At 56.2% G+C, this 20,391-nt stretch carries 8 protein-coding genes; 3 read left to right on the top strand and 5 right to left on the bottom strand.

What is annotated here, in order from left to right:
- Window positions 1-230 precede the first annotated feature (230 nt).
- Window positions 231-4,283: an Ig-like domain-containing protein gene (locus QMG44_RS01310; protein WP_281852985.1), complete on the top strand. Its 4,053-nt coding sequence runs from the start codon at window positions 231-233 to the stop codon at window positions 4,281-4,283.
- Between the two features lie 165 nt (window positions 4,284-4,448).
- Here QMG44_RS01310 and QMG44_RS01305 read toward each other — a convergent pair whose 3' ends face one another.
- The 3 genes from QMG44_RS01305 to QMG44_RS01295 all read right to left on the bottom strand — a co-directional run bounded on the left by QMG44_RS01305 (window position 4,449) and on the right by QMG44_RS01295 (window position 16,751).
- Complete coding sequence (locus QMG44_RS01305) at window positions 4,449-5,357, bottom strand: OmpA family protein (RefSeq protein ID WP_044857235.1); 909 nt, start codon at window positions 5,355-5,357, stop codon at window positions 4,449-4,451.
- Between the two features lie 46 nt (window positions 5,358-5,403).
- Window positions 5,404-11,067 (bottom strand): Ig-like domain-containing protein, encoded by a 5,664-nt coding sequence (locus QMG44_RS01300; protein WP_232937268.1) that lies wholly within the window; start codon window positions 11,065-11,067, stop codon window positions 5,404-5,406.
- 116 nt (window positions 11,068-11,183) lie between these two features.
- The gene (locus QMG44_RS01295; RefSeq protein WP_232937267.1) at window positions 11,184-16,751 is read right to left on the bottom strand and encodes an Ig-like domain-containing protein; all 5,568 of its coding nucleotides are present in this window, start codon (window positions 16,749-16,751) and stop codon (window positions 11,184-11,186) included.
- Window positions 16,752-17,060: 309 nt separating this feature from the next.
- On the opposite strand from QMG44_RS01295, the gene QMG44_RS01290 reads away from it, so the two are divergent.
- A complete protein-coding gene (locus tag QMG44_RS01290) occupies window positions 17,061-17,684 on the top strand; it encodes a response regulator transcription factor (protein WP_086532847.1) in 624 nt (207 codons plus the stop codon).
- 23 nt (window positions 17,685-17,707) lie between these two features.
- On the opposite strand, the gene QMG44_RS01285 is transcribed toward QMG44_RS01290, so the two are convergent.
- Both QMG44_RS01285 and QMG44_RS01280 read right to left on the bottom strand, forming a co-directional pair.
- Window positions 17,708-18,661, bottom strand: a complete 954-nt coding sequence (locus tag QMG44_RS01285; RefSeq protein ID WP_032681504.1) for a GlxA family transcriptional regulator — start codon at window positions 18,659-18,661, stop codon at window positions 17,708-17,710.
- 62 nt (window positions 18,662-18,723) lie between these two features.
- Window positions 18,724-19,452 carry a cysteine hydrolase family protein gene (locus tag QMG44_RS01280; RefSeq protein ID WP_086532848.1) on the bottom strand — a complete coding sequence of 243 codons (729 nt, stop codon included), beginning with the start codon at window positions 19,450-19,452 and terminating at the stop codon, window positions 18,724-18,726.
- Window positions 19,453-19,747: 295 nt separating this feature from the next.
- On the opposite strand from QMG44_RS01280, the gene QMG44_RS01275 reads away from it, so the two are divergent.
- The gene (locus tag QMG44_RS01275) at window positions 19,748-20,374 is read left to right on the top strand and encodes a response regulator (protein WP_020885118.1); all 627 of its coding nucleotides are present in this window, start codon (window positions 19,748-19,750) and stop codon (window positions 20,372-20,374) included.
- The last annotated feature ends 17 nt before the right edge of the window (window positions 20,375-20,391 follow it).

Here is a 20,391-nt window from a genome sequence, read left to right as displayed (position 1 = left end):
ATTGGTTTAAATTAAGAATATTCTGTCACGCGGAACAGTCTTAAATTAATGAGACCTGTCTCAATGGAACGGGTTATTTTTTGTCACGAAACAGGTGTCAGAGAGGAAATCACAGGGAAACTCAGGGGGTAATTCGAGACAGGTCTCGAAGCGTAATAACGCTCACAACTGATAATTGCTACTGATGAAAAAAGACCCTTTCCGCAATAAATCAGAACCTGAGACACATTATGGATAATTCAAAAATTAACTTACTCGTCATTGATGGCGACAATATCGTACGTATTGCAGAACTCCCAGCCCAGGCCGAAGGCGCGCCGGTACGGGTGAAATCACTTAAAAACGGAAAATTTCTACTGGTTCGGGGCACAAATGAGCCTGCCCCAGACCATATCGTTGTCAAACGCGATGGCGATGATTTGATGATATTTACGCAGGAGGGAGATGATAAAGCGGACATTATCATTGAAGACTTCTACTTACAGCAGGGTGAGCTGTACGGCATGGCGCAAGAGGGGAGCTATCACCTCTACGAGAGCAGCGATTCAGACAACGAAGCATTCCTGCTGCTTGAAGAAGGCGGTAGTGACGCCCTGCATCTCAGTGAAGGGGAAAGGCTGGCATTACCGGAAGTCACGTCCAGCGAACTTTCACATGGAATGATGGCCGCTGGCGCCGTTGCGGCGGTGGGATTATTGACGGGTATTGTTGCCGCGCTGAATGCGGGAAGTAGCGGTAAGACAGCCCCTACTCCCGCCGTCCCTTCAGAGATACAGGCAACTGATCACGTGGGCATTATTATAGGGGCGATGGCATCCGGCGTGAGCACAGATGATGCACGCCCGGTTCTCGACGGTAATGGAACACCCGGAAGCCTGATTCAGGTTTATGACAATGGCAGTCTGGTCGGGAGCACGATGGTTAACCCTGAAGGAAAATGGCGCTGGCAACCCGAGAACGCATTACCAGAAGGCGAACACGACTTCCAGTTCGCAGCGCTGGCGAGAGGTAGGCAGAGTGCCAAAAGCCCCGCCCTGAACTTTACTGTGGACCTGACTCCCCCGGATAAGCCCGTCAATATCAGCATCACCGACGGCAACGATAAGGATCTCTCCTCCGGCGGGGTGACCAACGCAAACCCGTTACACCTCAGCGGCAAGGGTGAGCCGGGCGATACCGTGCTGCTTTACGACGGCGACACGCTGGTGGGCACCACGGTGGTGGATGCCGGTGGCCACTGGCGCGCGGATATCACCCTGCCGTCAGAGGGTGACCACAATCTGCGGGCCGGCTTCCGTGACCCGGCGGGCAACGCGGGCGCGAAGAGCGAGCCGGTGACGGTCGATTACGACGTGACCCCGCCTGATGCTCCCGGCGCCATTGAGATTGCCGACGGCAACGATAAGGATCTCTCCTCCGGCGGCGTGACCAATGCAAACCCGTTACACCTCAGCGGCAAGGGTGACCCTGGGGATACCGTGCTGCTTTACGACGGCGACACCCTGGTGGGCACCACGGTGGTGGATGCCGGCGGCCACTGGCACGCGGACATCATCCTGCCGTCAGAGGGTGACCACGATCTGCGGGCCGGCTTCCGTGACCCGGCGGGCAACGCGGGCGCGAAGAGCGATCCGGTGACGATCGATTACGACGTAACCCCGCCTGATGCTCCCGGCGCCATTGAGATTGCCGACGGCAACGATAAGGATCTCTCCTTCGGCGGCGTGACCAATGCAAACCCGTTACACCTCAGCGGCAAGGGTGACCCTGGGGATACCGTGCTGCTTTACGACGGCGACATCCTGGTGGGCACCACGGTGGTGGATGCCGGTGGCCACTGGCGCGCAGATATCACCCTGCCGTCAGAGGGTGACCACGATCTGCGGGCCGGCTTCCGTGACCCGGCGGGCAACGCGGGCGCGAAAAGCGATCCGGTGACGGTCGATTACGACGTGACCCCGCCTGATGCCCCTGCTGCCATTGAGATTGCCGACGGCAACGATAAGGATCTCTCCTCCGGCGGGGTGACCAACGCAAACCCGCTACACCTCAGCGGTAAGGGTGACCCTGAAGATACCGTGCTGCTTTACGACGGCGACACCCTGGTGGGCACCACGGTGGTGGATGCCGGCGGCCACTGGCACGCGGACATTATCCTGCCGTCAGAGGGTGACCACGATCTGCGGGCCGGCTTCCGTGACCCGGCGGGCAACGCGGGCGCGAAGAGCGATCCGGTGACGATCGATTACGACGTAACCCCGCCTGATGCTCCCGGCGCCATTGAGATTGCCGACGGCAACGATAAGGATCTCTCCTTCGGCGGCGTGACCAACGCAAACCCGTTACACCTCAGCGGCAAGGGTGACCCTGGGGATACCGTGCTGCTTTACGACGGCGACACCCTGGTGGGCACCACGGTGGTGGATGCCGGTGGCCACTGGCGCGCGGATATCACCCTGCCGTCAGAGGGTGACCACGATCTGCGGGCCGGCTTCCGTGACCCGGCGGGCAACGCGGGCGCGAAAAGCGATCCGGTGACGGTCGATTACGACGTGACCCCGCCTGATGCCATTGAGATTGCCGACGGCAACGATAAGGATCTCTCCTCCGGCGGGGTGACCAACGCAAACCCGCTACACCTCAGCGGTAAGGGTGACCCTGAAGATACCGTGCTGCTTTACGACGGCGACACCTTGGTGGGCACCACGGTGGTGGATGCCGGCGGCCACTGGCGCGCGGATATCACCCTGCCGTCAGAGGGTGACCACGATCTGCGGGTCGGCTTCCGTGACCCGGCGGGCAACGCGGGCGCGAAAAGCGAGCCAGTGACAGTAAACTATGACATCACCAGCCCCGATGCGCCTGTACCAGAGGTACTGGAAAACAGTGTCGGGAAAGATCTTATCCTGCAAGGGCTGAGCAATGATGGTCATGTGAATATGGCCGGGAAAAACGGCGATGCAGGGGATATCGTAAAACTATACGACGGTAATACCCTGATCGGGTCATCCACCGTAAGAGCGGACGGTAGCTGGAGTGTAGCCGGTGAGCTCATTGGGGGAGACGGCAACCATAACCTGAAAGCCAGCTTCACCGATCCTGCCGGTAATGAAAGTGAAAAATCTACGCCCCTCACGGTGGATCTGGACACGGTCGCAGAAGCACCGTTATTCACCCTCACCGACAACACTCCCACTCTTACAGGAAGCGCTGGCAGTGTCGAGCCGGGCGCGCTGGTGACTATATACAACGGCACAACCCCCGTGGCGTCGTTTTCTGCAAATGCTGACGGTAGCTGGACGTGGCGTCCTACGCCGACACTGAGTGATGGCAATTATCAGTTTTCGGCCAAACAGACCGATCGCGCGGGGAACATCAGTGCTGCCAGCGAATGGCTGGGCTTTCGCGTTGCCACCACCGTGGATGACTTCAACGATACAACCGGACAGGGCTGGACCTTTGCCAGCGCATGGGACGGCGTCGGCTTTTTTGACGGTCAACAAGTTCAGCTTTCAGGGGGCAGAAACGCCGGTCACTCTACCGCTGGCGATATTATGTCCCGAACAATGCACGTTGAAGCGGGACACACCTATAACGTCAGCGTCAGAAGCCTGGTCTGGGCGACGACAGGTATCATTATCGATAACCCTTCACACTTCCTGACAATCACGGTAGACGGCGTGAAGGTTTTAGATAACGTGCAGGTCATTAATGGCGTGTACGGTGGAAGCTGGACAGCCAGTACCACCGGCAATGTTGTGATCACGCTTTCTGACAGCACCGACACCAATGGCGTCGGCTCGTGGATCGTTCTGGATAACTTTACGGTCAGGGATCAGGGGGTAACCGCAAGCAATCTCTTCAGCGACAACGCGCTGACAAACGAGCCGTTCAGTCTCGTCGAACATGTCCTGGCACTGACTGACAACATCGCCAGCCTCGACCTTTCCAGAGCGGCTGACCTGTACCAAACCACGGCGCAGGAGGTGCATGCCATCTCGCTCAAGGGCCATGGCCAGAACCTGCTGAACATTGGTATTGATGACTTACTGGCCCTGGGCCATGAAAATCAGTTCCTGAACAATGGCAATAAGCAGTTAATGGTCAAGGGTGACGAAGGAGACCGTGTGACGCTCGACACCATCGCGGGTGAACACGGGATAGCGCACTGGAACGCGCAGGCTGATGTGATGGTTGAGGGAGAGGTGTATCACGTCTATCAAAACGGCAACCATGATGTGGAAGTCTTAATACAGCAGGGAATACAGATTCAGATACAGTAAAAAAATCCCCCTGTAAATCAGGGGGAGCCTGCCATTCAAAACCGTAATGACACCCTGTCGTTACGGTTTTTTTCTGCCGGGAAAAGCGAGCAGGGAAAGGAGAGAAAGAGAGAACAGAACACAATAAAGCATGCTCTACCGTATCGGGAGAGCATGCCTGAGGCGTTACTGTTGTGCCGTAGCTGGAACGTTCTGATCGCCGCTTACACGCACAACAACGCGTCGGTTTGGCGCATAGCAGGAAACCAGCTCACGCTTGCCGGACGCGGCACAGTCATTAACAACCGGCTCGTTACTGCCGACGCTGGACGCCACCATCAAACGCGCAGGAAGGCCATTTTCTGCCAGCATCGTACGTACCGTCTGCGCACGCTTCAGCCCCAGCGCGTAGTTGCTACGATCGCTGCCGATAGCATCCGTATGGCCAATCACCTGAATTTGTTTCAGCTCGACGTTTTCACGTTTTATTGTCGCCACAAGGTCTTTCACCGCCTGGCGGCCCTGAGCGGAAACGCCCTTTTCACCGGACTGTCCAAAGCGGAACATAATATCGCCAGACAGGGTGTAATCTTTGTACTGAGGCGCGGCCAGAGTCTTACAGGCTTCCACGCTGGATGCGCGAGAAAGCACATGGGTCTGTTCGCGCAGCCCCGATAAATCCTTCTCCGCCTGCTCGCGCGTACGGGCTTCCGGCACGGCATTCATCGTGTCACTGACGCGCACGAAATAGGTTTGCCCGCCGTTCATTTCGACGTTGTAACCCTGTTCTTTACCACGATACTGCGGTGCATCGTTCTGGTATGCGCCAAGATTATGCTTACCCGGCGCCAGACAGAACACGGTATAACCGCCAGGCAGCAGTGCATCGTGGAATTCATTATCAACATAAATATGTGCCGCCCCGCCGGTGGTGTTACTGGCGTCACGGTAGTAAACAATTTGCGCCTGAGTCTGAGCGACGGGTGCAACAGGCTGATACGCCTTGCCAAAATTCTCCGCAGCTGTGGCGGTATGCATGAAAAATGCGGAGGAGGTAAACAGCGCCGCAAATAAAGAGGTCTTGAAAAAAGTCATAAATCCTCCAGAGGCCTCCCCGAAAGGAGGCCTGGAAAAGTTTAAGTTAGTGATTATTCACGTTGACGGTTACGCCAGCTTGTACCAGCAGTTCTACATCCTGGCTTTCCATGTGGTACACCTGGTACTCGACGCCTGATACCTTCACGTTACCCGCGTTGGTCCAGTTGCCCGGGTCGCTGTTGTCAGGCAGCAGATCGTTCAGATTCAGGACATCGCCCTTCTCACCTTTCACCATCAGCTGTTTTGCACCATCGTCCACAAACAGGTTGGTTTTCGCGTGTGTCAGAACATCGTTAATACCGATATTCAGGGTATCCGCCTTACCATTCACCATATCGATCTGGTTAACCACATCGGTTTTAGTGACCAGTTTGCTGAAGTCCAGCGGCTTCTCGTTATCCGTCAGGGTCAGCGTATTTTTATCCAGCACGCTGTGGGTTTGATGGCTATCCAGCGACGCAATAGACGTGCTGTCGTCGTGCACATCCTCACCCATGCTCATCATGCCCATAACACCGCTTGCTTTAGGCGTCCAGCTCACGTTGTCAAAGGCCAGAGAGCCACCACGCGTCCCGGTATACATATCGACAGCGGCAATCTCTTTCCCTGCAGGAGCGGAGAAGGAGATATGACGCGCGCTGGTGTACGTCTGGGTCGACAATACTGCACCGCTCTTGTCGTAAAACACGACCGTGACCGGTGCGTAAGCGATGTTCGCAGCAGGTGTCACCAGGTCCATTTCAACCGAGCCAACATACTTACCTGTACCCCAGGTCAGACGAACGGGTGCAGCTCTGTCTGCACGCATCAAGGCGTGATGTCCACCTCCGACGTACGGCTGATAGGCGTAGCCGCCGTAGGAACAGCTGATCACCAGCCCGGACTTCAGCGCGGTACCTTGTGGAATACCCACCTGCTGGCCAACCGCCCATTCAAAGTCCTCGGTCACTGTCGGGGAAACCACACTCAGGCTGCGTGAAACACCCGCACTCTGGTTCCCTGCTTTATCGATAGAGAACACGCTAAACGTGTGGTTCCCCAACGGCAGTGCAGACGGCGTTAAGCTCCAGCTGCCGTTAGCGGCGGCGGTGACACTGTACGTAGAACCGTTCACCGCGATGTACACTGTGCTACCTGCTTCAGCGGTACCGTTCAGCGTCGGCGTGTTGTCATCCGTTGAACCCGCGTTGGCCACGTTGCCCGTTACCGGACCGACGTTATCCGTGACGCTGGTGATCACCGGCGCGGCGTTGACGGTATCTACAGTGATCCCAAATTTCGACGAGGTAGCCGAACGGTTTCCGGCCCTGTCGATTGAATAAGCCTGGAATTCATACAGCTTGTTGTAGTTGGTCGTCACTGGATATGACCATGCGCCATTCGCAGCCGCAACCGCCGAGCCATAAGTCCCACCGGTTGCCGGGTCGATGATATACACCACGCTGCCCGCTTCCGCTGTCCCGCGTAAATCCAGGCCACGGTCGTTGGTTACACCACCGTTGCCTACCAGACCGTTATACACACCACCCTGAACATCATCGTAAGAGCCGGTGATAACGGGTGCGTTATTCACCGTATCCACAGTGATCCCAAATTTCGACGAGGTAGCCGAACGGTTTCCGGCCCTGTCGATTGAATAAGCCTGGAATTCATACAGCTTGTTGTAGTTGGTCGTCACTGGGTATGACCATGCGCCATTCGCAGCCGCAACCGCCGAGCCATAAGTCCCACCGGTTGCCGGGTCGATGATATACACCACGCTGCCCGCTTCCGCTGTCCCGCGTAAATCCAGGCCACGGTCGTTGGTTACGCCACCGTTGCCCACCAGACCGTTATACACGCCTCCCTGAACATCATCGTAAGAGCCGGTGATAACAGGTGCGTTATTCACCGTATCAACCGTGAGTGAGAAGGTTGATGAGTTCGCTGAACGGTTCCCAGCATTATCGATTGAGTAAACCTGCCAGGAATATGTCTGGTTATAGTTAGTTGTCGCCTGATAAGACCATTTACCATCAGCTCCCGCCGTTGTGGAAGCCACTGTCGCACCATTCGCCATGTTGACGAAATACACAACGCTACCTGCCTCCGCCGTACCGCGTAACTCAGGCGTGCGGTCGTTCGTTACGCCACCGTTGCCCACCAGACCGTTATAAATACCACCTTCTACGTTGTCATAAGCACCTGTAATAACTGGTGTCGCATTAACGGTATCCACGTTGATCGAATAGGTCTCAGATTTACCCGACACGTTACCCAGATCGTCTTTCGCAATGGTGTAGAACATATGCGGACGACCGGCAGCCGTGTCAGCAACCGCATGCTCCCAGGTCCAGTTACCTTTCGCATCAGTTTTCACCGTATCCAGCACCGCGTTGTTATACGCGTTGTAGATATACACGACGCTGTTTGGCTCAGCGGTTCCGCGCAGCTGCATATTGCCGTCGTTGCTCAGCCCACCGTCTGGCACCAGGCCGTTATAGATGCCGCCTTCCACGTCATCGTACGCCCCCAGAATGATCGGAGCTGCAGCGCGGGTATCCACTTCCAGACCGTAGTGGTTGGATTCGCCAGAGACGTTGCCCGCCGCATCCTGTGACGTCACGTAGAAGTCATGTTTCGCATCTGCCAGCGCAGGCGATGTCCACGTCCAGTTACCGTCCGCATCGGCATACACCGAAGCGATTGGCGTTTTGCTGTCCGAACCATAGATTGTCACCAGGCTGTTTTTCTCAGCCGTACCGCGCAGTTCTGGCGTGGTGTCGCGTGAACGGCCGCCATCGACGATCAGCGTACCCGCATCGTCATACATGCCGGTAATGGTCGGCGCCGTTGGCGCATCGGTATCAATCGTCAGATCCCACGGCGCGGTTGGTGCGCTTTTCACACCGGTCGGGCTCTGGAAGACCGCACTCAGAGACAGCTCGGTGCCGTTGTTCTGCGGTGGCAGCGTGTAGTTCCAGGTGCCGTCATTGCCTACGGTCACAGAATTAACAAGCGTGGTGCCGTCGTAAATGAACACGGTATCGCCCGCACGGCCAGTACCGTGCAGCGTTGGCGTGGTGTCATCGGTCACCGCCGGGTTCGCCAGGTCGCCCTGCACCAGACCTACATCGTCAGCGATGCGATCCAGCGTCCCTGTCGGAATGCTGGTGTCCAGCGTCAGCTCAAACGGTGCGGTAGGCGCACTGTCACCCGTTCCCGGATCTTCCGTCGCGGTGATCTGATATATCCCGTCCGCACTCAGCGCAGGGGTGATGGTCAGCTGCCAGCTACCGGTTACCGCATCCGCACGCACGCTATCGATATAATTGCCGTCAACGTACACCTTCACCAGTGCGCCCGGCGTCGCGCGGCCCACAACCGTTGGGGTCGTGTCATCGGTGTGACTGCCGCTGCCCAGATTGCCGGTAATGGCACCTTCATCATCCACGACGTGGCTGATGGATACGCCGTTACCGCTGGTGTCCACGATGAAGTGGATCGGGTCGGACGCAGGGCCGACGTTACCCGCTTTGTCTTCAATCGAGACTTTCCAGGTGTAGTCGCCGTCCGCCAGCGCAGGTGCCGGGGTGTAGCTCCAGTTACCGCTGCCATCGACAGGAACGCGCACGGTAGTGCCATTACCGAGATCGATAATAGCGGTACCGCCCGCTTCACCTTTACCACGGTAGGTTGGGGTGTTGTCATCGGTGGTGTCGTTGTTACCAATCAGACCTGGCGTACCGAAGTCGTCCCACAGTTCCACGTCAGCCGCTTCGCCTGGTGCGACGGAGTCCACAATAATGACCCACTCGCCGGTCTCCGGGCTGCGGTTGCCGGTCACATCTTCTGCGACCGCGCGGAAGCGGTGCTCGCCCTGCGCCAGCGCCGAATCAAACTCAATGGTCCAGCGTCCACCGGTGACCACCGCGCTGCCGATTGGGTTCGGGTTCGCGCCGTCGTACAGATAGACGGTGGTGCCATCCTGCGCAGTACCGGTAATAACCGGACGATCGTCATTCGTGATGCCACCGTTCTGTACCGTGCCAACGTGTGATTCGACATCGTCAATCACATCGGTGATTGCCGGAGCCGTTGGAATACCGCCCGCCAGCAGGTCAAAGGAGAACGCATCAGAAGGATCCGAACGCAGACCCGCTTTGTCTTCGGCGACCACTTTCACGTCATAATGACCGTTCGCCAGCCCCAGCGGCGGTGTCCACGTCCAGGTACCTTCATCGGTGGCGCGAACGGAAGCAACTTCACGGCCATTGACGATGATGTACACCAGGCTGTTCTCTTCGGCAGAACCTGCGAACGTCGGGGTGCTGTCGTCAGTGATATCGCCGTTTTGCAGATAACCTGTTTGCTGACCCGCGTCGTCAAAGACGGTGTCGATAGTCGGTTTCACCGGTGGCGTGGTGTCAACGATAAAGCCGATCGGATCGGAAGGTTCGCTGGTGTTACCCGCGGGATCGGTGATGACCACCACGGCTTCATGCTCGCCTTCTGCCAGTGGATTTTCTGGTGTGACTTCCCATTTACCGTCTTCACCCACGATCGCGGTACCTACCACTTCATCGTCGATGATCAGTTCTACGGTTTCACCCGGCACAGCGCCTTCGCCGCTGAATACCGGCTGGGTATCATCGGTCACATCGCCGTTATTAATTGGGCCGATAACCGGACCCTGATCGTCTTCAACGTCACCAATGATCGGTTTCACTGGCGCTTCGGTGTCAATCACCAGCTTCCAGGGATCGGTTGGCGCGCTTTCAACACCCGTTGGGCCACGGAATACCACACTCACATCCAGCGCGGCACCGTTCGTTTGTTCAGGCAGGGTATATTCCCAGCGGCCATCAGCGCCCACGGTTACGGAGCTAATAATGTCGCTGCCATTACGTACGAAAACGATGTCACCTGGACGGCCCGTACCGTGCAGGGTTGGCGTGGTGTCATCCGTCACCGCCGGATTCGGCAGGTCACCCTGATAGCGACCAACGTCATCCGATACGCGATCGAACGTCCCGGTCGGAACAACGGTATCGATGGTCAGCAGGAATGGACGTGTCGGAGGTGGAATTTCACCAGGACCGCTGAATTCCCCAGCCGTAATTTCATAGGTTTTACCCGACTCCAGCGCAGGGTTGATCTCAATGGCCCACGCACCGGTCGTTGGATCGGCAGTCATCGTACCCACCGCTTCCCCGTCAACATACAGCGTCACCAGAGAGCCAGGCGTTGCCGTCCCCACGATAACCGGTTTAAGGTCATCCGTGCTGCTGCCGCTGGCCAGCGGGTTGGTCAACGTGCCGGTATTATCTTCCGCGTGGCTGATGGATACCGCATTACCCACGGTGTCGACGATAAAGGTCACTGGCGCGGTGGCTTCACCACGGTTACCCGCAGCATCTTCCAGCGCCACAGACCAGCTATAGGTTCCGTCCGCCAGCGCAGGGGCAGGCGTCCAGCTCCAGTTACCTTCTGCATTGACGGGTACGCGAACGCTCTGCCCGCCACCGAGGTCGATCACAGCCGTCATGCCCGGCTCACCCTTACCGCTAATGGTCGGGGTGTTATCTTCGCTGATATCGTTATTATTAATTTCACGCGGGAACTGATAGTCGTTCCACAGTAAAACGTCGGTCGGCAGCGGCGGCAGTGTCGCCACAGCAGCGATGTTTGGCTCAGTATTGTTGTTAGAAGCGATGGTCTTTTTCATACTCTATTTCCAACTATATTCTGTTTATGTTCGGGAAAATCCCTGGATTAAAAAAACGGCTAAACGTTTTTACTTTCCGGAGGCGCCTTAAAGGCGCCTCCGTTTCCTGATATCAATTAGTGGTTTTGCAGCGTGACCGTCACTCCCATCTGAACGAGGATTTCGGTATTCAGGCTTTCCATCTGGAAGGACTGATACTCCACTCCGCCAACGTTAACCGTGCCACCGTCTGTCCAGTTGCCCGGGTCTATATCGTTTGGCAACAGGTCGCTGAGATTGACCCGATCGCCTGCATCGCCCTTCACCATCAACTGGTTGAAGTCGTTATCGTGGAACAGGTTCTGTGTGGCATTTTCCAGCACATCGCCCGCGCTCAGCGTCAGGGTGTTGTTGCCTGTTCCCGTTATGTCGAACACTTCCATTGACTGGATTTTGTTGGTCAGCGCGCTCATATCGAGATGCTGATCCGCACCCAACAACTTCAGCGTGTCCGTCCCTTCTCCCCCCTGGATCACCGCGTCGGTCAGGCTGGCCACGTCACTCACCTGATAGAGGTTGTCCGCCGCGTCGCCATACCAGACATCGCCCTGGTTATCCGCCAGGAATTCACCCGGCGTGACGGTTTTCGCCGTGCCGCTCACCACCAGGTTATCGATACTGAAACCAAACCCGGTGCTGCCCGGCTGCTCCTGATGGTGAATTTCCATCCGGTAAACCGGCGTATCCTCCTGGCCTGTGAACGACACATGGACGTTACGGTTGCTGATCGGCGCGTTCACAGGCTGAGAACCAATCACATTGCCGTTGATGTCATAGAACGTCACCACCGTAGACGGACCCGCAAATCTCGGGTTGAAATCGAAATCGACGGTTTTGGCGCCATACTGGAAGTCGACAAACATGCTGGCTTCCATCCCGCCATCTGCTGATGAACTGAACAGATACAGGCTGTTTGTGCTTCCCACCCCGATGGGCTGTCTGCCGAATTCGTAGTCAGCCGTACTGGTATCCGTCGTGTGTGAGAAACGCATTCCGTGCACCCACTGGCCCGCATTGATCGCCGTAAACTCATCAGCTGATTCAAAGTTGTTGGTGCTGGTGAAGTCGCTGGTACGGTAGTCCGAGCTGTTACCCGCCGCGTCCACAATGGCTGCCCCGACCGGAATATCGGTATAACCGCCCGGTGGCAGGCTCAGCGTCACATTACCGTTCGCGATATCCGCCGCCGTCAGCGTGTGCGTGACAGAGACATCTCCGACCTTCACCAGAACCGAATCACCCGCCGTCACGTTGCTGCCCGGCAGCGTGACGGTGACATCGTTACCGCTCCGCACCACGTCGGTCGGGGCGTCCGGTGCAACCTGATCCACCACCACGTTCTGTGACGACTCGGTGTAGTTACCTGCCGCATCAACAACACGGGTCAAAATGGTCCAGTCAGCGCTGTGGCCCTGCGTGTCCACATAGGCCCACTTATCACCGTCGACCAGCGCTTCCTGCCAGGTCGCACCGCCATCAACGGAGACAAGGACTTTGTCGCCCGCGTCCAGCGCAGCCGAGAGATGGCCGGTGACCAGGCTGCCAGGGCCGCTGTTATTGGTGATGAAGTCCGCATCGCTCACGCCGGAGTCTTTGCTCAGGCCGTCAGCCACCGCACTGGCCGTTGGCGCTTCGGTATCAATGGTGATTTTCCACGAATCGCTCGGTGCGCTTCTGACGCCCGTCGGGCTCTGGAACACCACGTTCATATCCAGCTCTGTACCGTTATTCTGCGGCGGTAACGTGTAGTTCCAGTTGCCGCCAGGGCCAACGGTGACAGAGTCAATCAGAGTCGTACCGTCGTAAATAAACACGACGTCGCCCGCCACACCGGTACCGCGCAGGGTCGGGGTGGTATCGTCGGTCACAGACGGGTTCGCCAGGTCACCCTGAACCAGACCGACATCATCCGCTATACCGTCCAGGGTGCCGGTCGGAATGCGGGTATCGAGCGTCAGCTCAAACGGTGCGGTTTGTGGACCGTCACCGGTGCCGGTGTTTTCACTGGCGGTGATCTGATATGTGCGATCCGCCGACAGCGCCGGGTTGACGGTGTACTGCCATTGACCCGTGGTCGGATCGGCCACCACGCTGTCAACCAGGTTTCCGTCAACGTAGACTTTCACAATGGCACCAGGCGTAGCGCGGCCCACAACGGTTGGAGTCGTGTCATCAGTGTGGCTGCCGCTGGCCAGGTTGCCCTGAATGCCACCTTCATCATCCACAACGTGGCTAATCGAAATCCCGTTTCCGCTGGTATCCACGATGAAGTGAATAGGGTCGGATGCAGGTCCGACGTTGCCCGCCTTGTCTTCAATCGAGACTTGCCAGGTGTAGTCGCCGTCCGCCAGTGCAGGCGCCGGGGTGTAGCTCCAGTTGCCGCTGCCATCAACCGGTACACGCACGGTGGTGCCATCGCCCAGGTCGATAATCGCCGTACCGCCCGCTTCACCCTTACCCCGGTAGGTCGGGGTGTTGTCATCGGTCGTACCGTTGTCGGCAATAATCCCCGGCGTGCCGAAGTCGTCCCACAGTTCAACGTCTGTCGCCTCGCCCGGCGCGACGGAATCAATGTTGATGACCCATTCGCCCGTTTCCGGGCTGCGGTTGCCGGTGGCATCTTCCGCTACCGCACGGAAGCGATGCTCGCCCTGCGCCAGCGGCGTACTAAATTCAATTTTCCACTGTCCACCCGTTACCACTGCACTGCCGATCGGGTCCGGGTTCGCGCCGTCGTACAGGTAAACGGTGGTACCGTCCTGACCGGTCCCCACGAGAGTTGGGCGGTCGTCGTTGGTGGTACCGTTTTGCTGTACGGTTCCGGTGTGAGACTCAACATCGTCAATCACATCGGTAATTGCCGGCGCTGTAGGGACACCGCCCACCTGCACGTTAAAGTTAAAGTCCTCAGACGACTCAGAGCGCAGTCCAGCCTGATCCTCCGCAACAACGCGGACGTTATACGGACCGTTAGCCAACCCCGGAGACGGTTCCCAGGTCCAGGAGCCGGTTTCGGTAGCGCGCACGGAATCCACCACTTTCTCGTTGACGATGATGTAAACGAGGCTATTTTCTTCAGCCGTGCCGCTGAAGGTTGGCGTGTTGTCATCGGTGGTTTCACCTGCCGCCAGGTTGCCGGTTCTGTCGCCAACGTTATCGAAAACGGTATCGATGGTCGGTCGTGCCGGTGGCGTGGTGTCAACGATAAAGCCGATAGGGTCCGACGGTTCGCTGGCGTTGCCTGCCGGATCGGTAATGACCACCACCGCTTCATGTTCGCCATCCGGCAGCGGGATTTCTGGCGTCACTTCCCAGTTGCCGTCTTCACCCACAATCGCAGTGCCCACCACTTCATCGTCGATAATCAGCTCAACGGTTTCGCCAGGCACGGCACCGCCGCCGCTGAATACCGGCTGGGTATCATCGGTGACATCGCCATCGTTAATCGGGCCAGTGATTGGGCCGACGTCATCTTCCACGTCACCGATCACCGGTTTTTCCGGCGCAGTCAGATCGACGATAAAGCCGATCGGATCGGACGGCTCGCTGGCGTTGCCTGCCGGATCGGTGATCACCACCACCGCCTCGTGCTGGCCTTCAGCCAGTGGGTTTTCCGGCGTCACTGCCCATTTACCGTCTGCCCCCACCACCGCGGTACCCACGACTTTATCGTCGATGATCAGCTCAACGGTGTCGCCCGGCGTGCCGTTTTCACCGCGGAATACAGGCAGCGTGTCGTCAGTGGTGTCACCGTCATTGATTGGGCCAACCACCGGACCGACGTCATCTTCCACCTCACCAATCACCGGTTTTTCCGGCGGGGTGAGATCGACCACGAAATCAATAGGATCGGACGGTTCGCTGGCGTTGCCTGCCGGATCGGTAATGACCACCACCGCTTCATGTTCGCCTTCCGACAGCGGTTTTTCTGGCGTCACTTCCCAGTTGCCGTCTTCACCCACAATCGCGGTGCCCACGACTTCATCGTCGATAATCAGCTCAACGGTTTCGCCAGGTACGGCACCGCCGCCGCTGAATACCGGCTGGGTATCATCGGTAATATCGCCATTGTTAATCGGGCCAGTGATTGGGCCGACGTCATCTTCCACGTCACCGATCACCGGTTTCGCTGGTGCAGTCAGGTCGACGATAAAGCCAATCGGATCGGACGGCTCGCTGGCGTTGCCTGCCGGATCGGTGATCACCACCACCGCCTCGTGCTGGCCTTCAGCCAGTGGGTTTTCCGGCGTCACTGCCCATTTACCGTCTGCCCCCACTACCGCGGTACCCACGACTTTATCGTCGATGATCAGCTCAACGGTGTCGCCCGGCGTGCCGTTTTCACCGCGGAATACAGGCAGGGCGTCATCAGTGACGTCACCGTCATTGATTGGGCCAACCACCGGACCGACATCATCTTCTACGTCACCGATCACCGGTTTCGCTGGCGCAGTCAGGTCGACGATAAAGCCGATCGGATCGGACGGCTCGCTGGCGTTGCCTGCCGGATCGGTGATCACCACCACCGCGTTGTGCTGGCCTTCAGCCAGTGGGTTTTCCGGCGTCACTGCCCATTTACCGTCTGCCCCCACTACCGCGGTACCCACGACTTTATCGTCGATGATCAGCTCAACGGTGTCGCCCGGCGTGCCGTTTTCACCGCGGAATACAGGCAGGGCGTCATCAGTGGTGTCACCGTCATTGATTGGGCCAACCACCGGACCGACGTCATCTTCCACCTCACCAATCACCGGTTTTTCCGGCGGGGTGAGATCGACCACGAAATCAATAGGATCGGACGGTTCGCTGGCGTTACCCTCAGGGTCGGTGATGACCACTACCGCTTCATGTTCGCCTTCCGGCAGCGGTTTTTCTGGCGTCACTTCCCAGTTGCCGTCTTCACCCACGATCGCGGTGCCCACGACTTCATCGTCGACAATCAGCTCAACGGTATCGCCAGGGTTCGCACCACCGCCACGGAAAACAGGCTGGGCGTCGTCAGTGGCATCGCCGTTGTGGATAGGGCCAGTGATCGGGCCAACGTCATCCTCAACTTCGCCGATCGTTGGTTTGCCAGGACCTGTCGGTGGAGGGGGAATAACGTCGCCGTTATCACCACCGTCATTGCCGCCACGGTTATGGCGAATAATGGAGCCGATGCCAATCGCCGCACCAATCGCCGCTAATGCACCCAGTGCCAGCAAGGCAGGGGAAAACGCGGTACCCGCAACCGCCAGACCGTCAAGGCTGGCAATCGCGCCTGCGCCCAGCGCTTGCGCAGAGGATTCACCGTCCAGCAGGAAAGCAGCTTCGTGGTCATCATCACCGTCGGTGGCGATGTATTCATGCCACTGACCATCTTCCCCTTTACCGACCAGTTCACCCGGATTATCAAAGTAGTCTTCGATAATCAGCTGCGGCTGATCTTCATCAGTGCCTTCCAGCATGATGAACAGGTCTTTACCGACACGTTTCAGGGTAATGTTTTCTGGCGCAACGCCGTTTTCCCCTTCAGCAAGAATGTACTTTGCATTCGGGATGGCTTTAATTTTGACGGCACTGCCTATTTTTTCACTGCGCAGAACGTCGGCTTTGACAATCGTATTTTTATCAACGACTGCAATATTTACTGGCTTGAGATTCATTCGCTAAATTCTCGTGTAAATAATCGATCTGTGTCTGCGCAACGCGCCAGACGCACTTCCATACGGGATTCTTTCCCTGGCTGACGCTATCTTCCTGTCAGAGCGACGGAGTCTTAATAAGACCTGTCGCAAACGACCAGGTTAAGGTTGCAAGGAGACGTAATAAAAGGAAGGGTCCGTTATCTGGCAGGCCAGGCAGGGCAGCGCTGAGGGGGAAAATAAAGTCTCAGTTAAAGACAAGTCTTAGCCAAATTTGCATTGACGGGATAGAGAATAAATTTTTCCTTTCCCGATTCAGGACAACCAGGAATGTCAGGCAAAAAAGTCATTGTCATGGACGCCAGCCCACTGCTTCGCGCTGGACTCCAGGGCTTATTATCAGAACATAGTCATCAGATTGTTGCGCAGTTTGGCACAATGGAAGAATTGCTGGATAAACATTCGTTGTTCAACGCCGACTTGATAATAATGGAGCATCTGCAACAACAGCCAGACGTGTTTTCTTCTCTGGCTCAGTTAATAAAAAATATCCCTGATACACAGGTAATGATTTTATCCTCATCATCCAGTGATTTTCACATTCAGCTTAGCAGGAAGGCGGGAGCTGCCGGCTATCTTAATAAAAACAGTACGCTGGACAACATCGTCCAGACTGTCAATAAAGTCGCATCCGGCCAGTTCTGTTATGGCAATGAACTGAGGCTGCACCGGACAAAATACCCGCGAGACGCCTCGTTGTTGTTATCGCTATCCCATACTGATATCTGTATCTTGCGCTACATTTCTGCGGGCTACAGCAATCAGGTCATTGCCGGCATAATGAATACAAATAATAAACGCGTCAGCGCTTATAAAAAGCGCATCATGCTGAAATTTAAAATATCCAAATTGACTGAACTGGTGGATCTGGCAAAACGTAATTATCTCTATTGAACAGAAATGACGCCGGGAAATGACTAACGACCACGAAACTCGCGACGATAGCGGGAAGGTGAGGTATTAAGCTGCTTTTGAAAGTGGCGCCGTAAAGAGGTCGTGGAAGGGAAGCCGACGCGTTCGGCAATATCTTCCACTGGCCGATCGGTTTTTTCAAGAAAGCGCTGGGCAACGAGAATGCGCTGGTTCAAAAGCCAGTTTGAAAAACATTCCCCCGTCGTTTGCTGAAAGCGGCGGGTAAAGCTCCGGCGGCTCATGCAGGCTTTCTCCGCCACGCAGTCCAGCGTGATGGCCAGCTGTAAATTCTCTGTTGCCCAGGCCAGCGCGTCGGTGAAGTTATCTCCACGACGCGTATTCTGCACCGGCAACTCCACAAACTGCCGCTGCCCGCCCTGACGATGAGGCGGCACCACCAGCAAGCGCGCCACGCGGTTGGCGACATCCGCACCCCACGCCTGTCGAACCAGATGCAAACAGCAGTCGATACTGGCTGCCGTTCCTGCTGACGTCACAACATCGCCATCATCAATGTAAAGCACATCTTTATCCATCTGCACTGAAGGATAAAGACGCTGAAAGTCCGCCGCCCATCGCCAGTGCGTCGTTGCCGGACGGTTTTCCAGCAGGCCTGCGGCGGCCACCACGAACGTGCCCATACACAACCCAACAATGCGGGACCCGGCCGCATGCGCATTTTGTAACGCCGTTAACAGTTCAGGCTCCGGTGCATGCTCAGGCACATCCCAGCCCGGCACAATCACCATATCCATCCCGGCTAACGCATCCAGACCTCGGTCGACCACGATGGAAAAACCGGCATTGGTTTTAAGCGCGCCGGGTGTAGTGGCACAAACCACGAGCTGACACAGGGCGTCCCCCTGCGGCGTCAGTGCTTTCTCAAACACGGCATAAGGCACCGAAAGGTGAAAAGGAATAATGCCTTCAAAGACTACGATACCAATTTTCAATGTCATGACCGCCTCCGTAAGCCAGCCAGTATAGAGGGCTGGCTGGCCACTGGGATTTCAGTTCGGTCTTATTTTTCCACCGCCAGCGCCATCACCTGATCCGTGGTCATGATTTCAGCAAAGACATCCGCGACGCCTGCCAGCGCTGCACGCTGCAGCGTGTCGTGATCCACCACGCCCCCCTTCCCGTCATCCAGATCGCGCGTGGCTGTCGCATCTTCCGGAATAATCACGCTATAACCCAGCGGTACAGCATCACGTGCAGTCGATGAGATACACATATGCGTCATCAGGCCCGCCACGATGACCTTTTTAATTCCCTGTTTCTTTAAGCGGGCATCCAGATCGGTGCCCACGAAAGCGCTCGGGGTCTCCTTGGTAATAATGGTGTCCTGCGCAGTCGGCTGCAGATCCTTATGGAACTGGGCAAATACGGAATTCTCAGCGAACAGCGGAGTACCGTTTTGCTGCGGGCTATTTTTTGTTATGTGACGCACAAAGTAGACCGACATCCCTTTTTGGTGTGCATACTCGACCAGCTTTTTGTTTTTCAACAGCACATCCGCGCCATCCGGGATAACCATCCGGCCACGGAAGTCCTGACCCGCGTAATATTCATTCTGAATATCCACCACGATTAACGCGGTTTCAGATGCGGATAAAGACGTCGTAGCAACAGCGCCTGACATCGCGCGAATTGTTTTTGTATTCACCTGATTTGTCTCCTGTGCGGTGGCCTGGCTGGAAAATGCGCTCATCATGCTCACCAACAGTGCGGTACGGAAAATCGTTTTCATAACAAGAACTCCCTCTGTGTTGTGTTCGGGAGGCATTATTTCGTATTGACGCAAAAGACAGGAGTCACCTGAAGAACGAAAAACGGTACTTTTGGGCCAATATAAAAAGGATTACCCATCGTTCCTGCAGAACAAATATGCCAGAAAAACCCACCACTCTAATTTTCATGTCATTGAAATAGCGCTATTTTCCGCTTATTGACCGGCGGGTAATATCGTTGCAGATATGGTATAGTTATGCATAATATTCATGCCTGTGTTCATCAGGCAAAGCCCTTTGAACCAGGATGATAAAATGAATAGCGTATTAATCGTGGATGACCACCCGGTTGCCCGTCTGGCGGTGAGAATGTTGCTGGAAAAAGACGGGATGACGGTGATCGGCGAGACTGATGATGGCCTTAAGGCATTACAACAGGCACGTCAGTTACTTCCGGATTTGGTTATTGTCGATATCGATATTCCTACAATCAATGGGATTAACGTTGTTCAGCGACTCCGTGCGAATGATTTTAAAGGCGGGATCCTGGTTCTGACGGGTAAAGATGACGATCATTATATTAAGCGTTGTGCCGGTGCGGGCGCCGATGGGTTTATTAGCAAGCGCAATAATCTGACGGAACTTCATGACGCTATCCGTGCAATCAAAAGTGGCTATGGTTTTTTCCCGATTAATCGCGCCCGCCAGATTGCCGCAGAGGATATTCCGCTGGATGACAAAGGGAATATTGCCAGTCTGTCGGATAAGGAACTGCAGGTTCTGCATTTTCTGGCAAAAGGAAGCCGGATTGTCGATATCGCCGGGGAAATGATGATCAGTGATAAAACGGTCAGCACCTATAAACGCCGCCTGATGAAAAAGCTCGATCTTAAAAGCCCGAAAGACATTTATGATTTTGCCCTGCGCAACAAAATAGAATGAGCCAACACCGGGTCTTA

The organism is Enterobacter sp. 200527-13 (genome assembly GCF_027924865.1).
Taxonomy (GTDB): domain Bacteria; phylum Pseudomonadota; class Gammaproteobacteria; order Enterobacterales; family Enterobacteriaceae; genus Enterobacter; species Enterobacter ludwigii.
This window is presented reverse-complemented; position numbering and strand designations above follow the sequence as displayed.